The sequence below is a fragment of the Rhodococcus sp. 14-2496-1d genome, assembly GCF_002259365.1.
Taxonomy (GTDB): domain Bacteria; phylum Actinomycetota; class Actinomycetes; order Mycobacteriales; family Mycobacteriaceae; genus Rhodococcoides.
Genome location: NZ_NPFV01000010.1, coordinates 180,720 through 202,091 on the forward strand (window position 1 = coordinate 180,720; position 21,372 = coordinate 202,091).

A 21,372-nucleotide genomic window follows, 5' to 3' on the forward strand; every position below is an offset into this window, starting at 1 on the left:
GCTAAATTTAACCCGTGCTGGCATCTTTCCGAGCGGTCTCGCTCACCCTGAAGAGTCGCTGGCCGCTCTATATGCTCTCGATGCTCATCGCCAATGTCTTCGGTGCGGTCCTCGTGTTCGCCTTCGTGCGATACGGCCTGCCCATCCCCGAATCGCAATCGATCGTCGCCGACCGCGTGCGCAACGTGTACATCTTCGGGGCGTACCTATTGGTGGCCCTGGTCGTCAGCCTGATCTATGCGTACTTCCTCCTGCGGTCGGTGATCAGGTGGCAGCTCCGCGGCGGCCCACCCACCCGCAAGGAACAGATGACGACGCTGCACGCGCCATTGCGTCAGGCGATCGTGCACCTCATCCTCTGGATCATCGGCGGCATCATCTTCGTGCTGCTGACCATCGCGGAGATGCCGTCGCTGTCCATCGCCGTCATCGTCACCGTCGGTATGGCCGCCACCGTGACGTTCGGATTCACGTACATGCTCGGCGAACGGATCCTGCGACCGGTCGCGGCACTGGCGTTGAGCGAGGGCCGATTCGACCGCACCATGACGCCCGGCGTCGGCACCCGCATGGCCATGACGTGGGGACTGGGCACCTTGATGCCCGTCATCGGCATCATCCTGCTGTGCGCCACGCAGATCACCACCGATCTGGTGTTCTCTCCCAACGCGCTCGCGGTGGCCATCATCCTGCTCAGCGTGCTGGCGATCGTGCAGGCATTCGTGCTCTCGATGCTGACCGCGAGCCAGATCTCCGACCCGATCAGCCAGCTGCACCGCGCCATCGAGCGCGTTCAGCGCGGCGAGACCGACGTCGAGGTCGACGTGTTCGACGGCTCCGAGATCGGACGCCTACAGGTGGGCTTCAACCGAATGATGGAGGAATCGGCCGAACGACGCGTCCTGCGAGAGCTGTTCGGCCAACACGTCGGTGAGGACGTGGCGCGTCGGGCATTGCAGTTCGGAACCGAACTCGGCGGCGAGACACGATTCGTCGCAGTGCTGTTCGTCGACATGGTCGGCTCCACGGCCACCGCCTCCGAGCGCCCACCGGGCGAGGTCGTGGTGCTGCTCAACGAGTTCTTCCGAGTGGTCGTCGACGTCGTGGGACGTCATCACGGCTTCGTCAACAAATTCATGGGCGACGCGGCCCTCGCGATCTTCGGTGCCCCACTCGATCGTCCCGACGCCCCGACCGCCGCGCTCGCCGCCGCGCGCGAACTCAGATTCGCGCTCGACGAGATCACCGGCCTCGACATCGGCATCGGTGTATCCGCGGGTCTGGCTGTCGCCGGAAACATCGGTGCGTCGGAGCGCTTCGAGTACACGGTCATCGGAGACCCGGTCAACGAGGCCTCGCGACTCACCGAGCTCGCCAAACTGCGTCCCGGACGCGTCCTGGCGTCGACCTCGGCCCTGTACTTCGCCGACGACGAGGAACAGGAACAGTGGGAGCTGGGAGACCAGGTGCAACTGCGTGGTCGACGACGGGCCACCCACCTGGCCTGGCCGGTGGACTATCCCGATTCCTCCTCGCGCGACAGTTAGTCTGACAGGGTGCCCGACCCCAGCTCCACCCGCGGACCCGCAGTGCGGCGTCCGCGAAACCGACTGCGGTGGGTCAAGTGGATCGCCGGAATCGCCCTGGTGGCGCTACTGGTCGGCGAGGCGATCTATCTGTGGCCGCGGCTGCACGAATCCTGGACAGCTGTCCGCGAGATCCACTGGGGTTGGCTGGCGGCCTGCATAGTCGCTCAAGCGGTGTCGCTGAGCGCTTTCGGCAGGGTGCAGAAGCAGTTGCTCGACGCAGGCGGAGTGAAGGTGCGTCAGCGCAAGTCCGTGGCGGTCATCTACGGCAGTACCGCGATGGCGCTCACCCTGCCCGCAGGCCAGGTGTTCTCCACGGCGTTCACCTATCGCGAGACACGCCGCTGGGGAGCGAGCCCGGTCGTTGCGTCCTGGCAGTTGGCGATCTCCGGCGTGATCGCCGCGGCAGGACTGGCCGTGCTCGGCGTTGCGGGCGGACTGGTGGTCGGCAGCTCGTTCAACACGTTCACAGTGGTGCTTCCGATCGCAGGCGTCATCGCCATCGTCGCCGCCGTTCGCTACATCTCCGATCACCCCGAGTCGATCAAGACCGTCGCGCGCTGGGGACTGCGGAGATACAACGCGTTCCGCAACCACGAGCTCGACGCGGGTGCCGAGGGGATCGACAAGATCATCGGTCAGATCCAGTCCGTTCAGCTCGGCAAACGCGACGGCGCACTCACCCTGTCGTGGTCGGCCGTGCATCGACTGGGCGACGTCGCCTGCTTGGCGTTCGCGTGCTTCGCCGTCGGCGCAGATCCGCGACTGTCCGGTTTGCTCATCGCTTTCGCGGCGGGCAAAGCCGTCGGATCCGTTCCCCTCGCACCCGGCGGCCTCGTCGTCGTCGACGCCACCCTCATCGCGTTCCTCACCAGCGCTGCCTCGATCAGCGCATCGCAGGCCGTCGCCTCGGCCCTGGTGTACCGCGGCGTGAGTTTCATCCTCGTCGCCATCGTCGGGTGGATCGTGTTTCTCGTGCTGTTCCGCAAGCACCAGCACGCCGATCTCGAGTTCGACATCGCACTCGAGCGGCAGGAGACCGCCGAGCTGCGACGTACCGAGGACATCCGCGACGCCAAGGGCGATCCGGAGCCCGCGTAGCGTCACGAGCTGTGTTGTCCGTCACCTTCTGTTCACTCGGAATATATACGGACCCCGGTCCGCTTGTGTACTATCAGCATTGAAACTTCAACCCTTAGGAGTCCCCATGACCACCGCGATCGCACTTCCCGAGCTCACCGCAGGCACCTGGGTCATCGACCCGGCGCACTCCACCGTCGGATTCACCGTCCGCCACCTCGTGGTCAGCAAGGTCCGTGGCCGTTTCCAGACCTTCAGCGGCACCATCACCGTTGCCGAGGACGGCACGCCGTCGGTCGACGCCGAAATCGACGTCGCGTCCATCACCACCGACAACGAGCAGCGCGACGGCCACCTCAAGACCGCCGACTTCTTCGAGGTCGAGAAGTTCCCCACCGCGACGTTCAAGTCCACCTCGGTCAAGGCCGACGGCGGAGACTTCGTCGTCACGGGCGACTTCACCCTCCACGGCGTCACCAACTCCATCGATCTCAAGCTCGAGTTCAACGGCGTCAACGCAGGCATGGGCAACGGACCGGTCGCCGGCTTCGAGGCCAGCACCGTCATCAACCGCAAGGACTTCGGCATCAGCATCGACATGCCCCTCGAAGGCGGTGGCGCTGTCGTCGGCGACAAGATCACGCTGAACCTCGAAATCGAGGCCGGACTGCAGGCGTAAGTCCGCCTCGCTTCGCCCCCTCTTCCGGATCAATGCGACTTCGTTGCAGTCCACGCGACTGAAACCCGCATCGATCCGCACCGGGTGGTCCACCGAACGGCCCGCACCGCATTCGTCGGTGCGGGCCGTTCGCTGTCGGTGTCTACAGTGGTGCGCGTGAAGTTTCGTTCCCCAGTAGTTGCTGCCGTCATCGACCTGCTCATGGTCGTGCTGTTCGCCGCGATCGGTCGGCGCAGTCACGCCGAGGCCACCGCACTGTCCGGCCTGTTCCACACCGCCTGGCCGTTCGTCGTCGGTGCCGCCATCGGCTGGATCATCGCGTTCGCCTTGTACCGCAACAAGTTCGACGCTTTCCTCATCGTCCCGACGGGCATCGTCGTGTGGGTGATGACGGTCGCGGTGGGCATGGTGTTGCGTGCGGCGACCGGGCAGGGAACAGCCGGATCGTTCATCGTCGTCGCAACGCTGTCCACTGCAGTTCTGCTGCTGGGTTGGCGAGCGCTGGCGAAGTTCGTGCCGAGCGTTCGTTGACTGCAGAGTTCGTCGAGAACGGCCTCGGCGCGATAGGATGATCCACGGTGCGCCGGGAAGTCTGGTCGGCAACAACTCTGTGCTGCGTACCCACTGCCTGACATTCGGTCGGTTCGCAGCTCGACGAAGCTACCGAAAGGCGTTCTCACCGTGACAGATTCATCGACTCCACCCACACGATTGCCGCTGTTCTCCCGCGGCTCCTGGTCCGAGGCCGACCGCGTCGCGCAGATCCTTCGCAAGGAGACCGTCGGCGGAGCACTGCTTCTCGTCGCCACCCTCGTCGCACTGATCTGGGCCAACTCGCCCTGGTCCGCGGCATACGACTCGCTGATGAGCACCCGGGTCGGCCCCTCGGCGCTCCATCTCGATCTGACGCTCTCGACGTGGGCCGCGGACGGGCTGCTGGCCATCTTCTTCTTCGTCGTCGGACTCGAGCTCAAGCGAGAATTCGTCGCGGGCGACCTGCGCGATCCGGCACGCGCCGCGTTACCGGTGGCTGCGGCGGTCGGCGGAATGGCAGTTCCTGCAGTCATTTTCGTCCTGATCAACCTCGGCACCGGAGACGGAGCTCTGCTCGGCTGGGCCATCCCGACGGCAACCGACATCGCGTTCGCCGTCGCCGTTCTCGCCGTGATCAGCACCCATCTGCCGACTGCGTTGCGAACCTTTCTGCTGACTCTGGCCGTGGTCGACGACCTGCTGGCCGTCAGCGTCATCGCAATCTTCTACACCGACGACATCAACTTCGTCGCGCTCGGCCTGACGCTGATTCCGCTCGCGCTGTTCGCCGTGGCCGTACAGATGCGCGTCCGCTCGTGGTGGATTCTCATCCCACTGGCTGTCGTGACGTGGGTACTGATGCACGAGTCGGGTGTCCACGCCACCGTCGCGGGTGTCCTCCTCGGCTTCGCGGTTCCGGTGATGCGCAGCAAGGCCAACGGTGGCCCCGAGGCAGGCCCCGGACTCGCCGAGCACTTCGAGCACAAGATTCGGCCCATCTCCGCGGGCATCGCGGTTCCCCTGTTCGCATTCTGTGCGGCCGGTGTGACCGTCGGCGGATTCTCCGGCCTGGCCAGCGCGCTGACCGATCCGATCGCCATCGGCATCATCGCCGGCCTCGTCATCGGCAAGGCCGTCGGCATCTTCGGCACCACCTACCTCGTCTCGCGGTTCACTCGGGCCACACTGGATGCCGGACTGAAATGGCTCGACGTCCTGGGCGTCTCGATGCTCGCGGGTATCGGATTCACCGTCTCGCTGCTGATCGGCGACCTTGCCTTCGGCGAAGGAACCGAGCGCGACGACCACGTCAAGGTCGGTGTGCTGACCGGTTCGATCATCGCGGCATCGTTGGCCGCTGTGATCCTGCGCAGCCGCAACAAGGCCTACCGGGACTTCCACATCGAAGAAACCCGCGACGACGACCACGACGGCATCCCGGACGTGTACCAGAACCGGAAGTAGCGACCGTTGGAATCCCGACCGCTCCGGTGACACGATGAGTTCCGTGAGCGGAACCGTGCGAGAGCTGTTGACCCGGCACATCGAGGACGGGCTGATGCCGGGGGCAACAGCGTTACTGGGTGGCCCTGATGCAGAACCCGTCGCGGTCGGGTCATCGGCGGTCGGCGGCCCACCGATGGCAGTCGACGCCATCGTCCGGATTCAGTCGATGACCAAGATCGTCACCAGCGTGGCCGCCCTGCGCCTCGTGGAGGCGGGCCGACTGACGCTGGACGACGATGTCGTGCCCTGGCTTCCCGAACTCGCCGGCCTGCCGGTGCTCACCCGCCCCGACGCTGCACTCGACGACACCGTCGCTCGAGAGGGACCGATCACGTTGCGGCACTTGCTGACCAACACCAGTGGGTACGGAATTCAGATGGGAGACACCCCGCTGGCCCGGGCCATGAGGGACAACGGCACCGAAGCAGGCCCCGCGCCGTCTCCGCTCGGCGCGGACGAGTGGTTGGCACGCATGGCGGAACTTCCTCTGGCGTTCCAGCCCGGTACCGGGTGGCGCTACCACCACGGCTTCGCGATCCTCGGCATCCTCGTCTCTCGCATCGTCGGCCGGTCTCTGCAGGACCCCCTCCGCGACGACCTGTTCACGCCACTCGAGATGCCCGACACCGGGCTGTGGGTACCGACCGACCGATGCCACCGCCTCACGGCGGCCTACCGGTTGGAGAACGGGTCCTTGATCGAAACCGAACCCGCCGCAGGCGGGCCCTACGCGGGACCGCCCACTGTCGACGTCAGTCACGGCGAGCTGGTGTCGACGGTGACCGATTTTCACCGCTTCCTTCGTGCGATCGAGACGTCGGTGTCGACCGAGCACCTGGAGCTCATGACACACGACCAGGTGCCTGCGTCGATCAAGACCGACGAGAGTTTCTACCCCGGCTTCTGGCCGGGAACGGGGTGGGGATTCGGCGTCTCGGTCGTCACCGACGGTGACCATCTCGGTCGGTACGGCTGGTCCGGCGGGCAGGGCACCGACTTCTTCGTCGACCCGGACGGGACCATCGGCATCCTGCTGACGCAGACCGAATTGTGCGAGGCCTCCTTCGCGCTGCTGTCGGAGTTCCAGGAACTGCGCTGAGTCGATTCGCAGCGCCTACAGTTGTCGCCGTGAGCAAGAACCGGGTTCGGGCGTGACACAGCCGCTGGCCCGTCGCCTCGGTCTCGTCGACGCCGTCGTCATCGGTGTCGGTTCGATGGTCGGGGCCGGGTGTTCGCGTCGTTCGCTCCCGCATCGGCCGTCGCAGGGGCGGGCCTGCTCATCGGTTTGGCCGTCGCTGCGGTCGTCGCATTCTGCAACGCCACCTCCTCGGCCCAGCTGGCCGCGCAGTATCCGACGTCGGGCGGCACGTACGTTTACGGCCGTGAGCGGCTCGGCGAGTGGCCGGGCTTTGCGGCCGGGTGGACGTTCGTAATCGGTAAGACCGCGAGTTCGGCGGCCATGGCTTTGGTGTTCGCAGCCTATGTCGCACCTGCCGGTTACACCGAACTCGTTGCGATACTTGCCATCACAGCGCTCACCACGGTGAACTACTTCGGCATCACCCGCACGGCCGTGCTGACGAAGATCTTGGTCACCGCCGTCCTCACCGTCCTCGTCATCGCAGTGGTCCTCGGCCTCACCGGCTCGTCCGTTCCCGCCGTCGACGGACTCGGGTCGCTCACCGAGAACGGGTGGTACGGCATTCTGCAGTCGGCGGGACTGCTGTTCTTCGCCTTTGCGGGCTATGCGCGCATCGCGACCCTCGGCGAGGAGGTCGTCCGACCCGAACGGACCATCCCACGCGCCATCGTCTCCGCGCTCGGTATCGCATTGCTGGTGTACACGCTCGTTGCGGTGACCTTGTTGACGGTTCTCGGCCCCGAACTCCTGGCCTCGTCGTCTGCCCCATTGGTCGATCTCGCGGTGGCGTCGGGACATTCGTGGGCGTCGCCGGTGATGCGGATCGGTGCCGGCCTGGCTGCGCTGGGGGCATTGCTCGCGTTGATCGCCGGCATCGGCCGCACCTCCCTGGCGATGGCCCGCCATCGCGACCTGCCGTCGTATCTGGCCGCAGTCCACCCGCGGTACTCGGTGCCACATCGCGCCGAGATCACCCTGGCTGTGATCGTCTCCGTGCTGGTCCTGACAGTGGATCTGCGTGACGCCATCGGCTTCTCGTCGTTCGGGGTCTTGCTCTACTACCTGGTGGCCAATCTGAGCGCGTTCACCCAGGATGCCGAGCATCGCCGCTACCCACGCCCCCTCCAGGTCATCGGCAGCATCGGATGCGTGGTGCTGATCGCCACGTTGCCGGTGCCGTCCATCGTCGTCGGAACCGTCGTGGTCGCGCTCGGTGTCGGGTACCGCCTCCTTCGGGTTCGGCAACTGTTCACTTGACGCCTGGTTCGGTAGACGTCAATATAGACGGATGTCGAATCAGGACCTTCCCGTCGACGGCGAATGCTGCTCGCCGCTGGTCCGTGAGCCCCTCACCGCGGACTGGGCCGGAGATCTCGCCCGCATGTTCAAGGCACTGGGAGATCCCGTCCGACTGCGACTGCTCAGCCTCGTCGCCAGCCATGCAGGCGGCGAAGCATGTGTCTGCGACATCTCCCCCGCATTCGACCTCTCCCAACCCACCATCTCCCACCACCTCAAGGTGTTGCGCGAAGCCGGGCTGCTCGACTGCGAACGGCGCGGAACCTGGGTGTACTACTCGGTGATTCCCGCTGCCCTGCAGCAACTTTCCGCAGTACTGAACGCTGCAGAGTCCACGGAGGTCATGGCATGAGCACGAAAACCGATACTGCCGTGGTCGGCAAGCTCTCCACCCTCGACCGGTTCCTGCCCGTGTGGATCGGCGTGGCCATGGTCGTGGGTCTGCTCCTGGGACGCATGATCCCCGGGCTGAACGACACGCTGTCGGCCATCTCGATCGACGGGGTGTCACTTCCGATCGCCATCGGACTGCTGATCATGATGTACCCGGTACTGGCCAAGGTTCGCTACGACCGCCTCGATACCGTCACCGGAGACAAGCGCCTGCTGGTCGGCTCGTTGGTGCTCAACTGGGTCCTCGGTCCGGCCCTGATGTTCGCTCTCGCATGGCTTTTCCTTCCCGACCTGCCCGAATACCGAACCGGCCTGATCATCGTCGGCCTCGCTCGATGCATCGCGATGGTCATCATCTGGAACGACCTCGCCTGCGGCGACCGAGAAGCCGCCGCGGTTCTGGTCGCGATCAACTCGGTGTTCCAGGTGTTCATGTTCGCGGTCCTCGGATGGTTCTACCTCTCGGTTCTGCCCGGCTGGCTGGGCCTGGACCAGACGACCATCGAGGCGTCGCCGTGGCAGATCGCCAAGTCGGTCCTCATCTTCCTCGGAATCCCGTTGATAGCGGGATTCGCGTCTCGCTTCTTCGGCGAACGCGCCAAGGGCCGCGAATGGTACGAGGAGAAGTTCATCCCCAGGATCGCCCCGTGGGCGCTCTACGGCCTGCTGTTCACCATCGTCGTTCTCTTTGCGCTGCAGGGTGATCAGATCACGTCACAGCCGTTCGACGTGGTGCGTATCGCGCTGCCACTGCTCGTGTACTTCGCGGTGATGTGGGGCGGCGGCTACGCCCTCGGTGCCGCGATGGGTCTGGGCTACGAACGCACGACCACCCTCGCGTTCACCGCAGCAGGCAACAACTTCGAGCTGGCGATCGCCGTCGCCATCGCGACCTACGGGGCGACATCCGGGCAAGCCCTCGCCGGAGTCGTCGGACCACTCATCGAGGTACCAGTGCTGGTCGGCCTCGTCTACGTCTCGCTCGCACTGCGCAAACGCTTCTCCCCCGCCGTGTCCACGACCACGTCCCCGAAGGAATTCTGATGTCCGCCACCCCCAGCGTTCTGTTCGTCTGTGTTCACAACGCCGGCCGATCTCAGATGGCCGCCGGATTTCTGACTCATCTCGCCGGCGACGCCGTCGAAGTGCGTTCCGCCGGAAGCGCTCCCGCGGACACCGTCAACTCCGCAGCGGTCGAGGCCATGGCCGAGGTCGGCATCGACATCTCGTCCCAGTCCCCGAAGATTCTGACCCCGGAAGCCGTCGAGACATCCGACGTCGTGATCACCATGGGCTGCGGTGACGCGTGCCCGGTGTTCCCCGGAGTGAGCTACCGCGATTGGGCACTGGCCGACCCGGCAGGCAAAGGCGTCGAGGCGGTCCGGCCGATTCGCGACGAGATCAGGAGCCGCATCGAAGACCTGATCGCCGAACTGGTTCCGGCCAAGCAGAGTTCGGTGTCATGACGACACCGAGCGTGCTGTTCGTCTGCGTCAAGAACGGCGGCAAGTCTCAGATGGCGGCCGGTCTGATGCGCAAGGCCGTCGGCGATGCAGTGGAGGTGCACTCGGCGGGAACGAAGCCGAGCGGAACGGTCAATGCACTCTCGGCCGAGGCGCTCCTCGAAGTCGGCGTCGACCTGGCCGGTGAACAGCCGAAGCCGATCGACCCGAAGTTGTTGTCTCGCATCGACTACGTGATCACCCTCGGGAGTGAGGCGAAGGTCGATCCCGTCGACGGTCCGACGTTCGAGAACTGGAACACCGACGAGCCGTCCGAACGCGGTATCGACGGAATCGAACGGATGCGTCTGGTGCGCGACGAGATCGCCGCTCGAGTCGAGGAACTCGCGTCCCGATTGCGCGGCACCGACGGTTGACTCGAATGAACTCGGAGGTGGTGGTGATCGGCGGCGGTCAGGCAGGACTGGCCGCCGGTTACTACCTGCGACGAGCCGGGCTGGACTTCGTCATCCTCGACGACCAGACGCATGCGGGAGGCTGCTGGCAGGACTACTGGCCGTCGCTGCACCTGTTCTCGCCTGCCGAGTACTCGAGACTCCCCGGTTGGCCGATGCCACGCTGGCCGAGCGGGTTCCCTCCGGCATCGCACGTCGTGGACTACCTGCGGGCATACGAGAAGAAGTACGAGTTGCCGGTGCGCAGGCCCGTCGAGGTGAAGTCGGTGCATCGTACGACCGACGGCTATCGAGTCGATACCGACTGTGACTCCTACTGCGCCACAACGATCGTCAATGCCACCGGAACGTGGTCGCGACCGTTCTGGCCGAGCTACCCGGGCATCCGCGAGTTCGGCGGGACCCAGCTGCATGCCGCTGACTACCGCGTGCCCGATTCCTTCGCAGGCAAGCGCGTGGGCATCGTCGGTGGAGGGAACTCGGCTGCGCAGATTCTGGCCGAGATCTCCACTGTCGCCGACACCACGTGGTTCACCAACCGCGAGCCGAGGTTTCTCCCCGATGATGTGGACGGCCGAGTGTTGTTCGATGTCGCCAGCGATCGAGCTCGCGCTCTTTCTGCGGGCGAGGCGGATTCCGGCGGGGTCGCCGGTCTGGGAGACATCGTGATGGTCCCGCCGGTGCGAGAGGCTCGCGATCGTGGAGTTCTGCATGCCAGGCCGATGTTCACCGCGCTCACCTCCGACGGTGTCACCGACGGGCACACCACAGAGCGGCTGGATGCGATCGTCTGGTGCACCGGGTTCCGCCCTGCTCTCCGTCACCTGCGGCCACTGCACCTGCACGCCGACGGGTCGGGAATCGTGTTGGACGGCAACCATGTTCAAGACGAACCGAACGTGGTTCTTCTCGGCTACGGCGACTGGACCGGCCCGGCGTCGGCAACGCTCATCGGTGTCGGCCGCACAGCGCGTGCAGCCGTGGACACCATCGTCAACAGCAGAAAGGTGGATCCGTCATGAACACGTACCCCGTAGTGGTGGTCGGCGCAGGGCCCATCGGTCTCGCCGCCGCGGCGCATCTGACCGAAACCGGTTCCCAGGTAGTCGTTCTCGAACGCGGACCGTCTGCCGGATCGGCAGTGTCCGAGTGGAATCACGTTCGACTGTTCTCCCCGTGGTCCGAGGTCGTCGACCCCGCGGCCGCCCGGCTGCTCGAATCCACCGGCTGGACCGCGCCGGACGGCGACACCTACGCCACCGGACGCGAATGGGTGGAGCAGTACCTCGCGCCCCTGGCCGCCGTTCTCGGCGATGCCGTCCGGGTCGACTCCGAGGTGGTCGGCGTAGCCCGCCGCGGCCGCGACCGCGTCGTCGACGCCGGCCGCGACACCGAGCCGCTGTCGGTGCACATCCGGCATTCCGACGGCAGCGAGGAACGCGTTCTCGCCCGCGCGGTCGTCGATGCGTCGGGCACCTGGGGATCACCGAATCCACTGGGTAGCGAGGGGCTTGCGGCCATCGGCGAGAAGTTCTCCGCCGACAGAATCGACTACCGGGTCCCCGATCTGACCGACCCGGCCACTCGATCCACGTTCGCAGGCAAGCACATCGTCATCGCCGGCAGCGGCCATTCCGCGCTGACCGCGATCATCACCTTCGCCGAACTCGCCGCGGAAGAGCCCGGTACGACGCTCACCTGGGCCGTGCGTCGAGGCGTGACCGCGGAGGTCTTCGGCGGCGGGGACGCGGACGAACTGGCCGCTCGCGGCGCTCTCGGTCAGCGCGCCAAGAAGGCGGTCGACGACGGATTCCTCACCGTGGTCTCGGGCTTCCGCACCGAAACGGTTGCAGTGGAGGGTGATCGGCTCGCTCTGATCGGTGACACCGGATCGCGCATCGAGAACGTCGACCGCGTCGTCGCACTGACCGGGTTCCGCCCGGATCTGTCCTGGCTGTCCGAGGTTCGTCTCGACCTCGACCCCACCCTGCAGGCACCGAAGTTCGTCGCCGAGTTGGTGGATCCGAACCTGCATTCGTGTGGATCGGTGTCACCGCACGGCGTCGAGGAACTCACCCAGCCCGAGCCGGGCCTGTATCTGGTGGGCATGAAGAGCTACGGCCGTGCACCGACATTCCTGGCGATGACCGGATACGAGCAGGTCCGCAGCATCGCAGCCGAACTCGCGGGTGACCACGAGGGCGCGCGGAAAGTGGAGCTGACGCTTCCCGACACCGGAGTCTGCGGCGGCGCGGGCCTGTTCGACGAGCCCGACGCCCCGTCGAGCGGCGGTTGCTGCGGTGCCCCTGCTGCGCCGGAGTTGATCACTCTCGGCGCACCGTCGCGTGACTGACTCTGCGGCGGTGGATTCGGCGTTGCCCCTGGAAATTTCGCACCCGGGGCGACGCCGAATCCTGTCGGTTCTGTGCGTCACGGAGATCACCAGCTGGGGAATTCTGTACTACGCCTTCCCCGTTCTGTCGCCTGCGATCTCCGCGGATACCGGATGGTCGACGACGTCGATCGTGGCCGCGTTCTCGATCGGCCAGTTCGTTGCAGCATTGGTCGGAGTTCCCGTCGGTCGCATCCTGGACCGCCGCGGACCGCGCTGGGTGATGAGCGCAGGGTCGATTCTCGCGATACCCGCGCTGGTTCTCATCGCGACGTCCCCGACACTTCCGCTGTTCTTTCTCGGATGGTTCGTGGCCGGTATCGCCATGGGGGCGGTGCTGTATCCCCCTGCGTTCGCTGCACTGACACGGTGGTGGGGCACCGACCGCGTCCGAGCCCTGATGATCCTCACTCTGGCCGCGGGACTGGCCAGTACGGTCTTCGCTCCGCTGACGGCGATCCTGTCGAGCCACTCCGATTGGCGTCGAACGTATCTCGTACTCGCAGTCGTCCTACTGATCGTCACCGTTCCCGCGCACTCGATCGGGTTGCGCGGACAGTGGCCGTCGACGGGTGAGTCCGGGCACGCGCGAGCAGTACCTGCTGCACAGACCGTCCGTAGTCGTCCGTTCGTCATGCTCACCGCAGCGATGAGCGTCACCGGCTTCGTCGCGTTCGCCGGAATCTTCAATCTGGTTCCGCTGCTGATCGAACACGGTGCCGATACCGCTCTCGCGGCAACGGCTCTCGGTCTCGGCGGAGCCGGGCAGGTGCTCGGCCGCATCGGTTACCTTCCGTTGCAACGCTTCGCCGGTACCCGAACCAGGACCGTAGGGATCATCGCCGCAACTGCCCTGTCGACCATCCTGCTCGGCGTCGCCACCTCGGTCGTGGCGCTGATCGCCGTCGCGATCGGTGCCGGACTCGCGCGCGGACTGTTCACACTCGTCCAGGCCACCGCCATCACCGATCGCTGGGGTCCGAGCCAGTACGGGCATCTGAGCGGCATCATGTCTGCGCCGATCGTCATCGCGATGGCCTCGGCCCCCTGGGCCGGTGCCGTGCTCGCCGAATGGACCGGAAGCTACTCGGGTGCGTACGTGATTCTCGGCCTTCTGGCGCTGACCGCCGTCGGGCTGGCTGCGCTGAGCATGCCGAACACCGACCGTCAGCCGAAGGCCTGATACCCCAGCCACCCGGCGAGACCGAGCCCCAGAATCCCGACCGCAATACGCAGAATGATCGGCGAGATCACCTTGACCGTCGGTGGCCCGCAGGCACCGCCGGCGAAGCAACCGATCGCCAGCGCGAGCGCAGCCCACCAGTTCACCTGACCGGAGAACGAAAAGATGATCGCGGCAATCAGGTTCGCGATACCGAGGAAGAAGCTCTTCAGAACGCTTGCGCGCCAGAACGTATCCGCCGTGCAGATCAATGCCAGCGCGAGGAAGATGACCCCGGCCCCGGCCCCGAAGTAGCCGCCGTAGATCGCGACCGCGAACAGCGCCAGCGGATAGAGCGTCGGAAACTGCCTGCCTCCGGACAGCTTTCGGATACTCGGCTGCAGCAGTAGCGCGATGGCTGCCATAGCGACCAGGAACGGCACGACCACCTCGAACGAACCGTCCGGCGTGTTGAGCAGCAGAATCGCACCCGTGGTGCCGCCCAGCGCCGAGTAGATCGCGTAGCGAACCAACTGCTTACCGTCCTTGGCCAGCTCGGCCGAGGAGCTCACCGTCGCTCCGACACCGGCCGCGACCAACGCAACAGTGTTCGTCACGTTCGCCGATACCGCAGGCAAACCCACTGCGAGCAGAGCAGGGTAGGACACGAGCGATGCGAGCCCGGTGACGAACCCGATGAGCCCGGCGAAGAACCCGGCCACCACCAGAAGTCCGAAATCGAGCACAGTCACCGAATGAAACTACCGCGCCTAACTATCTGGCCTGAACCTCAGGCTCATTCGACGGGGTTCGCCATCTCCTGCAGCAACCGGCTCGTCATCCGCACTGCCTGGTCACCACCGTCCGCGTCCTCGATGTACACCGCGAATGCGACGTCACCACTGGTGGCGAGGACGAAGCGGTCGTCGCCACTGTCCCCGGCGAATCCCTGCACACCGTCGAACGTGTCGAGACCGCTACTGCTCGACGAGTCGGCGAGTATGCCGCGCAACCGGTTTACCGCATCCGACCCCATTGCCTGGGACTCTCGATCGGCGACTGCAGTCTGCCCCGCGACGATCGCCGGAGTCGGAGCGCTGCCCCGAGAGATCGCGGCTGCCATCTGCGCGAGTCCGAACGGAGTCACGGTCGCCTCGTCACCGGAGGCAGTGGACACGGTCCTGATGCCGTCGATCGCACTGCGGCTGGCGGCGGGAGATCCTGTGTGGGCGTCGAGCCCTGGCATCGAGTAGTTGATACCGAGACCCAAGCCGGCAGCTGCGTCTTCGGCACTGTCGTCGCCGCGATCGGACTGCACGGCCCGCACGAGCTCAGACGCGGTGCCTGCCGGGTAGGAGCCCCCGAACACCACGTCGCCCTGCTCGTTGGCGTAACTGTTCTGTGCCGCAGCGAGAATCGCGCCGGTCGAGGTGGACACGGCGACGATCGACGCCGACGATCCCGCCATGACGACCGCATTCTCGGCTGCCAACTGGATGCGCGGATCGAGTGTCGCGTGCAGGTCCGGCCCGCCCGGTCCTTGGAATCCGACGCGGCGTTCGCCCGTTCCGTCGACGGTGTAGGTGTCGACGGCCCAGCCTGCGGTGGCGTCGCGTCCTTCCTGCCATGCGGCGCGCAGCGAATCCAGCACGGGAGAGGTGATCCGACGATCGTCGACGATCAGTTTGGGTTGCGGCGAGACCACGACGCCCGGCACGGCGCGCAGGTCGTCTTCGAGGACGGCGAAGTCGTCGTCACGCAAGGTCACGGCGGTGATCGGTGCGCCGCCGGCCGAATTCAGTTCGGCCAGCATCGATTCGGAGGTGATGAGCGGGGCGACGACGTCGATGACATCCGCTAGTTGCGCCGTGGACGTGGCCGGATCGCTCATCTGCGCCGGGTCGAGGGAGATGGCGTTGATGGTGCGCTCGCTCATCAGCACGTTGTTCGCGGCGTCGAAGATCAGCGGCGGGGCGGCGTCGGTCCGGGTGTAGCGGACCGATCCGCCCGAGGTGAGGTCGGGGACGAGGGTGGCCGGATCCCACGCGATGCGCCAACCCACGCTGAGCTTCTTGGTCGAGCCCTGTGCGCTGTACTTCCAGTCCTTGCCCTCACCGAAGTTCCAGGCGGACGCGAGGGTGAAGAATCCACTCTCGTCCGAGAGGTCCATGTACTGGGTCAGGTCGAAGTCACCGGTGGACGTGCCACCGGCCGACAAGCCGTCGAACATCTGGTTCAGCGCGGCCGTCGCGGCGTTCGGGTAGGTCGTCATCGCGGCAGCGGCCGCGACATCGCGGTTGTCCAGGGCGTCGACGAACTTCGAGACCAGCACCTCGGCCTCGCTCGGCGGGCGATCGACCATCCAGAACACTGCCGAGACCGTCAACGTCGCCGATGCTGCAACGGCGACGAGGTAGCGACCGCGGACCTTGCGCGGGCCACGACGGGCACGACTCATAGAACTCATGAGTCACAATATTCACTGTAGTCACACGAGTAACAAGCACGGGATTCATACGAGCCGGTCACGATTGAGACTCGGCCGCAGCCGATTCACCGCAGAAAACGACCCGCAGCCTCGATGGCCGGGCCCGAACTGCCCGCGTCGTTCACGAACACCGCGAACGCGAGATCGCCCGAGATCCCGACGAACCAACCGTGGGCGCCTTCGTTGTTGGCACCGAACTCCGCGGTGCCGGTCTTGCCGAGCAACCCGGGGATGTCATTGAGAGCCGTCGCTGTGCCGCCGGTGATCGTCTCGCGCATCATGGTCTTGATCTGCTCGGTGACCTGCGGGTTCACCGCTGCCGGCTGCATGTTGCCCACGCCCGGCTCTCCGACGACGACCGTCGGCGGCAGCAATCCGTTGTTCGCGATCGACGACGCGACCAGCGCCATTCCGAACGGCGACGCGGTCACCTGCCCCTGACCGATGGCGGACTCCACGCGCTGCGCCGGGGTGTCGGCCGACGGGACCGAGCCGGTGACGGTCGTCAGACCGGGGGTGACGTAGTCGACGCCGAGGCCGTACTGCGCGGCCGCGTCGGTCAGTCCGTTCGGCGGGAGTGCCACACCGAGGCGGCCCATCGTCGTGTTGCAGGACTTGGCGAAGGCGGTGTGGAGCGGCACGTCGCCGAGATCGAAGTTGTCGTCGTTCGGGATCTGCCTGCCTTCGATGTTCTCCGTCGCCGGGCACGGCAGCACGGTATCGGGGGTGACGGCACCGGACTGCAGTGCAGCCGAGGTGGTCACCGTCTTGAACGTCGACCCCGGCGGGTACAGGCCGGTCAGCGCGATCGGGCCCTCGGCATCGGCGGCGGCATTCTGCGCCACTGCCAGAACCGCCCCCGTCGACGGCCGAAGCGCGACGATGGCCGCCTGCTGCGGCAGCGACGCAAGGGCATTCTCGGCTTTGAGTTGCAGTGCCGAATCCAGGGTGGTCGCAATATCGTCGCCGGTTCCGGCATCGCGTCCCGCCAGCGGAGTGACGGTGCCGTCCGCTGCAACAGCCTGTACAGCCCATCCACGATTGGCCGCCTGCTCCTGCTCCCACAGCGTCGTGAGGTCGTTGAGGACCGGCGACACCAGGTTGCGGTCGGTGGCGAGCAACCGCGTCTGCGGGGCCAGGGTGACTCCGGGAACGGTCGCGAGCTGAGCACCGATGGGGTCGATGTCCGCCTGACGAAGCAATACGATGGTGGCCGAATTCCCCTGCGCTGCAGCCACAGTCGAGGTGACGTACTCGGCGGTGATACCCGGGACGACGGATCCGACGAGGTTCGCGACAGCCACGGGATCGGCCGTCGCATCGACGTTGACCAGTGTGACCACCTGCTGCGACATCAGCTCGACGCCGTTGCCGTCGAAGATGCGCGGCGCGACGAGCGCGTCGGTCGGTGTGAAGCGCACCGACGAGTCGGCCGTCAGGCCCGGCACCAACATCGCCGGATCCCACGTGATCTTCCAACCCTGCTCGGTCTCCGCCGCGGTCGCCGAGGTCGTGTAGTTCCATTCCTTCGGCTCGCCGTCGGGTTCGGCGGTGCCGTCGGTGGTCGTCGAGAAGCGCCAACCGGCATTCAACGTGAACGTGCCGGTATCGGCGTTGGCGTCGGTGGCCTCGAAATCGGGAGTTGCCGTCACCGTTCCGCCCGCCGAAAGCCCGTCGTACAGCTCGGTGAGGGCTGCCGTCGCGCCGGCCGGATCGGTGGTCAACGCAGCCGCTTGGTCGATGTTCGCACTGTTGACCGCGGCGGCGAACTGCTCGGCGACAGTCTGCGGCTGATCGGGCCCACTCTGACCGCAGGCGGCGAGCACCAATGCCAGTACGGACACGATCGCGGCCAGAGTCGTGGGTCTTCTCGAAGTGCGCACGGGGTCGATCATGCCCCAGTGCGTACGCGAAACACTGGTGGCACGATCTCGAAAGGAGGTGTAATTATGTAATCAGTCTTACAACACAACCGAAGGAGTCCTCATGAAACCCAACGGACGCTCGTTCGGCCGCCCCGGCGGCTGGCAGCACGCAGACATTCCGGACGCCACCGACGCCGCCGACTGGTTCGGTGGCCGACTCCCGGACACCTGGTTCGACGGTGCCGCCTCGGTCGAGGTCGACCGAGAGGAGATCGTCGTCGTCGGAACATTGCCTGCAGAGCCGGACACTTCACCGGCCACCAACGAGGGTCGCATCGCACGGTTCCGAGAAACGACCCGCGGCGACCGCATGCAGATCGCCGCCGAGGCCGAGAAGCGATACGGACGCAAGGTCGCCTGGGGTGTGAGGACCGGATCCGACGTGGTCCTGTTCACCCACCTCGCGGTACCGGTCATGACCCGCCTGCGTCAGCCCGAGCGTCGCGTCCTGGACACCCTCGTCGACGCCGGCGTCGCTCGCTCCCGCGCGGACGCCCTCGCGTGGGCCGTCAAGCTGGTCGGAGAACACACCCAGGAGTGGTTGGACGAGCTCCGCGGCGCCATGGAGACGGTCGACGATCTACGCAAGAAGGGTCCGACGATCTAATTCGATTGCGCGCTCGCGGGGTTCGGGGTTAGCGTGGGTCCTGCCCTGCTGCCCACAGATTCGGAGAGGCCATTGCTCTTCCAAAGGTCCTAGACGCCTGCAGATCGTCCGCATGCACACCTTTGGAGCGCCCATGCCTCACTCATCCTCCCTTTCTGTCTCGAACCTGACGTTCTCCTGGCCCGACGGCGACCCCGTGTTCGACGCCTTGTCGGCCATCTTTACCAGCGGCACAACAGGTCTCGTCGGTTCCAACGGCGCGGGGAAGTCGACCTTACTGAGGTTGCTCGCCGGGGAATTGGTACCGCAACGAGGTTCCATCACGATGCCGGGCGTCTTGGGCTACCTGCGACAGGACATCACACTGGACCCCGATCTACCCGTGGATCGGGTACTGGCCATCGATTCGGTGCGAGAAGCATTGCATCGCATCGAATCCGGTTCCGCCGACGAGGAAGACTTCGCAGTCGTCGGGTCGGCCTGGGACATCGAGGAACGCGCTCTGGCGTTGCTGGACAAGCTCGGCCTCGGCAGCGTCGTCGAGTCCCTCCACGACCTGGATCGCCGAATCGGCACCCTGTCGGGCGGCGAGGCCACGCTGCTCGCTCTCACCGCGGAGCTACTGGCCGAGCCCGACGTACTACTGCTGGACGAACCGACCAACAACCTCGATCGGGTTGCGCGACAACGGTTGTACACAGCGGTCGACGGGTATTCGGGTGTGCTGATCGTGTGCACTCACGACCTCGAACTGCTCGAACGCGTCGACTCCATCGCCGAGGTGCGGGCAGAGCGCAGTGGAGTCTCGCGGCTGCGCATGTTCGGCGGCAACTACCGGCACTATCGCTCGGTGATCGACGCCGAACAGGAGGCGGCGCGGGCAACGGTCCGCGACGCGAAGAACGACGTCCGCAAGCAGGAACGCGAATTGATCGACACCCGAATCAAACTCGACCGCCGTCTGCGGTACGGCAAGAAGATGGAAGAGCAGAAGCGCGAACCCAAGATCATCATGGGTGCGCGAAAACGCGCCGCACAGGAATCGGCCGGAAAGCTACGCGGTACCCACACCGATCGCGTCGACGACGCCAGATCGTCGCTCTCGGCCGCCGAGGACCTCGTGCGCGACGACCGCGAGATACGCGTCGACCTCCCGGCAACGAAAGTCCATCCCGGACAGGTCGTTCTGACCCACGACGAGCTCACTGTCGTCGGTCCCGAACGAATCGCTCTGGTCGGGCCGAACGGCAGCGGCAAGACCACACTGCTACGGGCTCTGGACGCCACCGGAGCCGAGGTTCCGTGGAAGTACCTACCGCAGCGACTCGACATCTTCGACGAGGCTCGCACCGTCGCCGACAACGTCGCAGACGTCGCGCCACAGGCCACCGCCGAACGAATCCGAGGCCAACTCGCGCGCTTCCTGTTCCGCGGATCCGACGCCGACGCCGTCGTCGCGACCCTCTCCGGAGGAGAGCGACTGCGCGCCGCACTGGCACGAATTCTGCTGGCAGAGCCCGCTCCGAAACTACTGATGCTCGACGAGCCAACCAACAACCTCGACATCACCAGCCGACAACACCTCATCGACGCACTCGAGACATTCGAAGGTGCACTGATCGTCGCAAGCCACGATCGACCGTTCCTCGACGCCATCGGCCCGACCCGCACCATCGACCTCACCCCGACCGTCGAGTCACCCGAAGAAGCGCCCACCAGAGAAGCGCCCACCCGTGAGGAGTCAATGTGACGTTCAGTGGCCTTTTCGGGGGTCAATGTCACATTGAGTGGACCGGAGTGGAGCCTGCGGAGCGACCCACAGGCGCAGTGGGCAAGAATCGCGGGGTGGAGTACGCCTCGAATGCAGACGATGGGACACGGATTGCGTACACGGTGGTGGGGTCAGGCCCACCCCTGTTGATGGTGCACGGCAGTTTTCTGACGCACACGATCTGGCGGACGTTCGGGTATGTGAAGGCGCTGCGCGGCAGTCGGCAGTTGATTCTGATCGACAGTCGCGGGCACGGCCGCAGCGACAAGCCCCATACTCCCGACGCGTATGCGATGAGCATCATCGTCGGCGATCTGACTGCGGTGCTCGACGCAGTGGGTGTCGACACCGTCGACTATCTCGGCTATTCGTTCGGGGCCCGGGCGGGCTTGGCGTTGACCGCGGCGAGGCCCGAACGAGTGCGATCACTGGCCGTGGGCGGCGGTAGTCACGGCGCTCAGGCCGGAGCGTTCGATCGCCTGTTCTTCCCGGGATGCGCGGATGTGTTGGAGCACAGTGGCATGGACGGGTTCCTCGAGGCGTGGAACAACCACCGCATGTTCCCGATCGATCCCGGTACGCGAGCGGTGTTCTCCGCCAACGACGCTCAGGCAATGGCTGCGTACATCCGAGCCAATGACGCCGATCCCGGAATACCGGACGAGACGTTGCAGCACTTCACCCAGCCGTCGCTGTTCTACGTCGGCTCGCAGGACGGCACCCGGCTCGACGACACGCGCGCTGCCGCAGCGTTGGTACCGAACTCCGAATTGCATGTCATCCGCGGATTCGATCATGCGACGACGATGGCGGCGTCCGCAGAAGTGCTCGGCGTCCTCGAACGGTTCTGGGGCAGGTGACCTGAGCGTCCACAATTCGCCTCGAGAATCG

19 protein-coding genes and 1 pseudogene are annotated in these 21,372 nt (G+C 65.8%); 17 read left to right on the forward strand and 3 right to left on the reverse strand.

Going from position 1 to position 21,372, the window contains the following annotated elements:
* Nucleotides 1-71 precede the first annotated feature (71 nt).
* The 14 genes and pseudogenes from CH296_RS07695 to CH296_RS07760 all read left to right on the forward strand — a co-directional run bounded on the left by CH296_RS07695 (nucleotide 72) and on the right by CH296_RS07760 (nucleotide 13,711).
* Complete coding sequence (locus CH296_RS07695; protein WP_045200526.1) at nucleotides 72-1,547, forward strand: adenylate/guanylate cyclase domain-containing protein; 1,476 nt, start codon at nucleotides 72-74, stop codon at nucleotides 1,545-1,547.
* A 9-nt stretch (nucleotides 1,548-1,556) separates the two neighbouring features.
* On the forward strand, nucleotides 1,557-2,687 hold the full coding sequence (locus CH296_RS07700; RefSeq protein ID WP_179273292.1) for a YbhN family protein: 1,131 nt from the start codon (nucleotides 1,557-1,559) through the stop codon (nucleotides 2,685-2,687).
* A gap of 106 nt (nucleotides 2,688-2,793) precedes the next feature.
* A complete protein-coding gene (locus CH296_RS07705; protein ID WP_032396667.1) occupies nucleotides 2,794-3,345 on the forward strand; it encodes a YceI family protein in 552 nt (183 codons plus the stop codon).
* 147 nt (nucleotides 3,346-3,492) lie between these two features.
* Nucleotides 3,493-3,876 (forward strand): DUF3054 domain-containing protein, encoded by a 384-nt coding sequence (locus tag CH296_RS07710; RefSeq protein WP_179277657.1) that lies wholly within the window; start codon nucleotides 3,493-3,495, stop codon nucleotides 3,874-3,876.
* 150 nt (nucleotides 3,877-4,026) lie between these two features.
* Complete coding sequence (gene nhaA / locus CH296_RS07715) at nucleotides 4,027-5,343, forward strand: Na+/H+ antiporter NhaA (RefSeq protein WP_094683407.1); 1,317 nt, start codon at nucleotides 4,027-4,029, stop codon at nucleotides 5,341-5,343.
* A gap of 43 nt (nucleotides 5,344-5,386) precedes the next feature.
* Nucleotides 5,387-6,484 carry a serine hydrolase gene (locus CH296_RS07720; protein WP_218830246.1) on the forward strand — a complete coding sequence of 366 codons (1,098 nt, stop codon included), beginning with the start codon at nucleotides 5,387-5,389 and terminating at the stop codon, nucleotides 6,482-6,484.
* A 115-nt stretch (nucleotides 6,485-6,599) separates the two neighbouring features.
* Nucleotides 6,600-7,783 (forward strand): annotated as a pseudogene (locus tag CH296_RS07725) (APC family permease).
* Between the two features lie 31 nt (nucleotides 7,784-7,814).
* Complete coding sequence (locus tag CH296_RS07730; protein ID WP_094683405.1) at nucleotides 7,815-8,177, forward strand: helix-turn-helix transcriptional regulator; 363 nt, start codon at nucleotides 7,815-7,817, stop codon at nucleotides 8,175-8,177.
* Nucleotides 8,174-9,262 (forward strand): ACR3 family arsenite efflux transporter, encoded by a 1,089-nt coding sequence (gene arsB, locus CH296_RS07735; protein ID WP_094683404.1) that lies wholly within the window; start codon nucleotides 8,174-8,176, stop codon nucleotides 9,260-9,262. The genes CH296_RS07730 and arsB overlap by 4 nt, the downstream gene beginning before the upstream one ends.
* Complete coding sequence (locus CH296_RS07740; protein ID WP_094646068.1) at nucleotides 9,262-9,684, forward strand: arsenate reductase ArsC; 423 nt, start codon at nucleotides 9,262-9,264, stop codon at nucleotides 9,682-9,684. The genes arsB and CH296_RS07740 overlap by 1 nt, the downstream gene beginning before the upstream one ends.
* Nucleotides 9,681-10,097, forward strand: a complete 417-nt coding sequence (locus CH296_RS07745; protein ID WP_094683403.1) for a low molecular weight phosphatase family protein — start codon at nucleotides 9,681-9,683, stop codon at nucleotides 10,095-10,097. The genes CH296_RS07740 and CH296_RS07745 overlap by 4 nt, the downstream gene beginning before the upstream one ends.
* Before the next feature lie 5 nt (nucleotides 10,098-10,102).
* On the forward strand, nucleotides 10,103-11,158 hold the full coding sequence (locus tag CH296_RS07750; RefSeq protein ID WP_094684418.1) for an ArsO family NAD(P)H-dependent flavin-containing monooxygenase: 1,056 nt from the start codon (nucleotides 10,103-10,105) through the stop codon (nucleotides 11,156-11,158).
* A complete protein-coding gene (locus tag CH296_RS07755; RefSeq protein WP_179277664.1) occupies nucleotides 11,059-12,489 on the forward strand; it encodes an FAD-dependent oxidoreductase in 1,431 nt (476 codons plus the stop codon). The genes CH296_RS07750 and CH296_RS07755 overlap by 100 nt, the downstream gene beginning before the upstream one ends.
* A complete protein-coding gene (locus CH296_RS07760) occupies nucleotides 12,482-13,711 on the forward strand; it encodes an MFS transporter (protein ID WP_082073831.1) in 1,230 nt (409 codons plus the stop codon). The genes CH296_RS07755 and CH296_RS07760 overlap by 8 nt, the downstream gene beginning before the upstream one ends.
* Here CH296_RS07760 and CH296_RS07765 read toward each other — a convergent pair.
* From CH296_RS07765 to CH296_RS07775, 3 genes are all read right to left on the reverse strand, one after another.
* Nucleotides 13,696-14,442, reverse strand: coding sequence for a sulfite exporter TauE/SafE family protein (locus tag CH296_RS07765; protein WP_032396677.1), 747 nt, complete (start codon nucleotides 14,440-14,442; stop codon nucleotides 13,696-13,698). The two genes, CH296_RS07760 and CH296_RS07765, sit on opposite strands and share 16 nt — an antisense overlap.
* A gap of 44 nt (nucleotides 14,443-14,486) precedes the next feature.
* Nucleotides 14,487-16,148 (reverse strand): NTF2-like N-terminal transpeptidase domain-containing protein, encoded by a 1,662-nt coding sequence (locus CH296_RS07770; protein WP_179277665.1) that lies wholly within the window; start codon nucleotides 16,146-16,148, stop codon nucleotides 14,487-14,489.
* Between the two features lie 95 nt (nucleotides 16,149-16,243).
* Nucleotides 16,244-18,073, reverse strand: coding sequence for a penicillin-binding transpeptidase domain-containing protein (locus CH296_RS07775; protein WP_094657510.1), 1,830 nt, complete (start codon nucleotides 18,071-18,073; stop codon nucleotides 16,244-16,246).
* Nucleotides 18,074-18,164: 91 nt separating this feature from the next.
* Between CH296_RS07775 and CH296_RS07780 the strand changes: the two genes are divergently transcribed.
* The 3 genes from CH296_RS07780 (at nucleotide 18,165) to CH296_RS07790 (ending at nucleotide 21,341) form a co-directional block, all read left to right on the forward strand.
* Nucleotides 18,165-18,710 (forward strand): hypothetical protein, encoded by a 546-nt coding sequence (locus CH296_RS07780; protein ID WP_094646074.1) that lies wholly within the window; start codon nucleotides 18,165-18,167, stop codon nucleotides 18,708-18,710.
* Between the two features lie 133 nt (nucleotides 18,711-18,843).
* The gene (locus CH296_RS07785; RefSeq protein ID WP_094684421.1) at nucleotides 18,844-20,460 is read left to right on the forward strand and encodes an ABC-F family ATP-binding cassette domain-containing protein; all 1,617 of its coding nucleotides are present in this window, start codon (nucleotides 18,844-18,846) and stop codon (nucleotides 20,458-20,460) included.
* Nucleotides 20,461-20,555: 95 nt separating this feature from the next.
* Nucleotides 20,556-21,341 carry an alpha/beta fold hydrolase gene (locus CH296_RS07790; RefSeq protein ID WP_094684458.1) on the forward strand — a complete coding sequence of 262 codons (786 nt, stop codon included), beginning with the start codon at nucleotides 20,556-20,558 and terminating at the stop codon, nucleotides 21,339-21,341.
* Nucleotides 21,342-21,372: the final 31 nt, after the last annotated feature.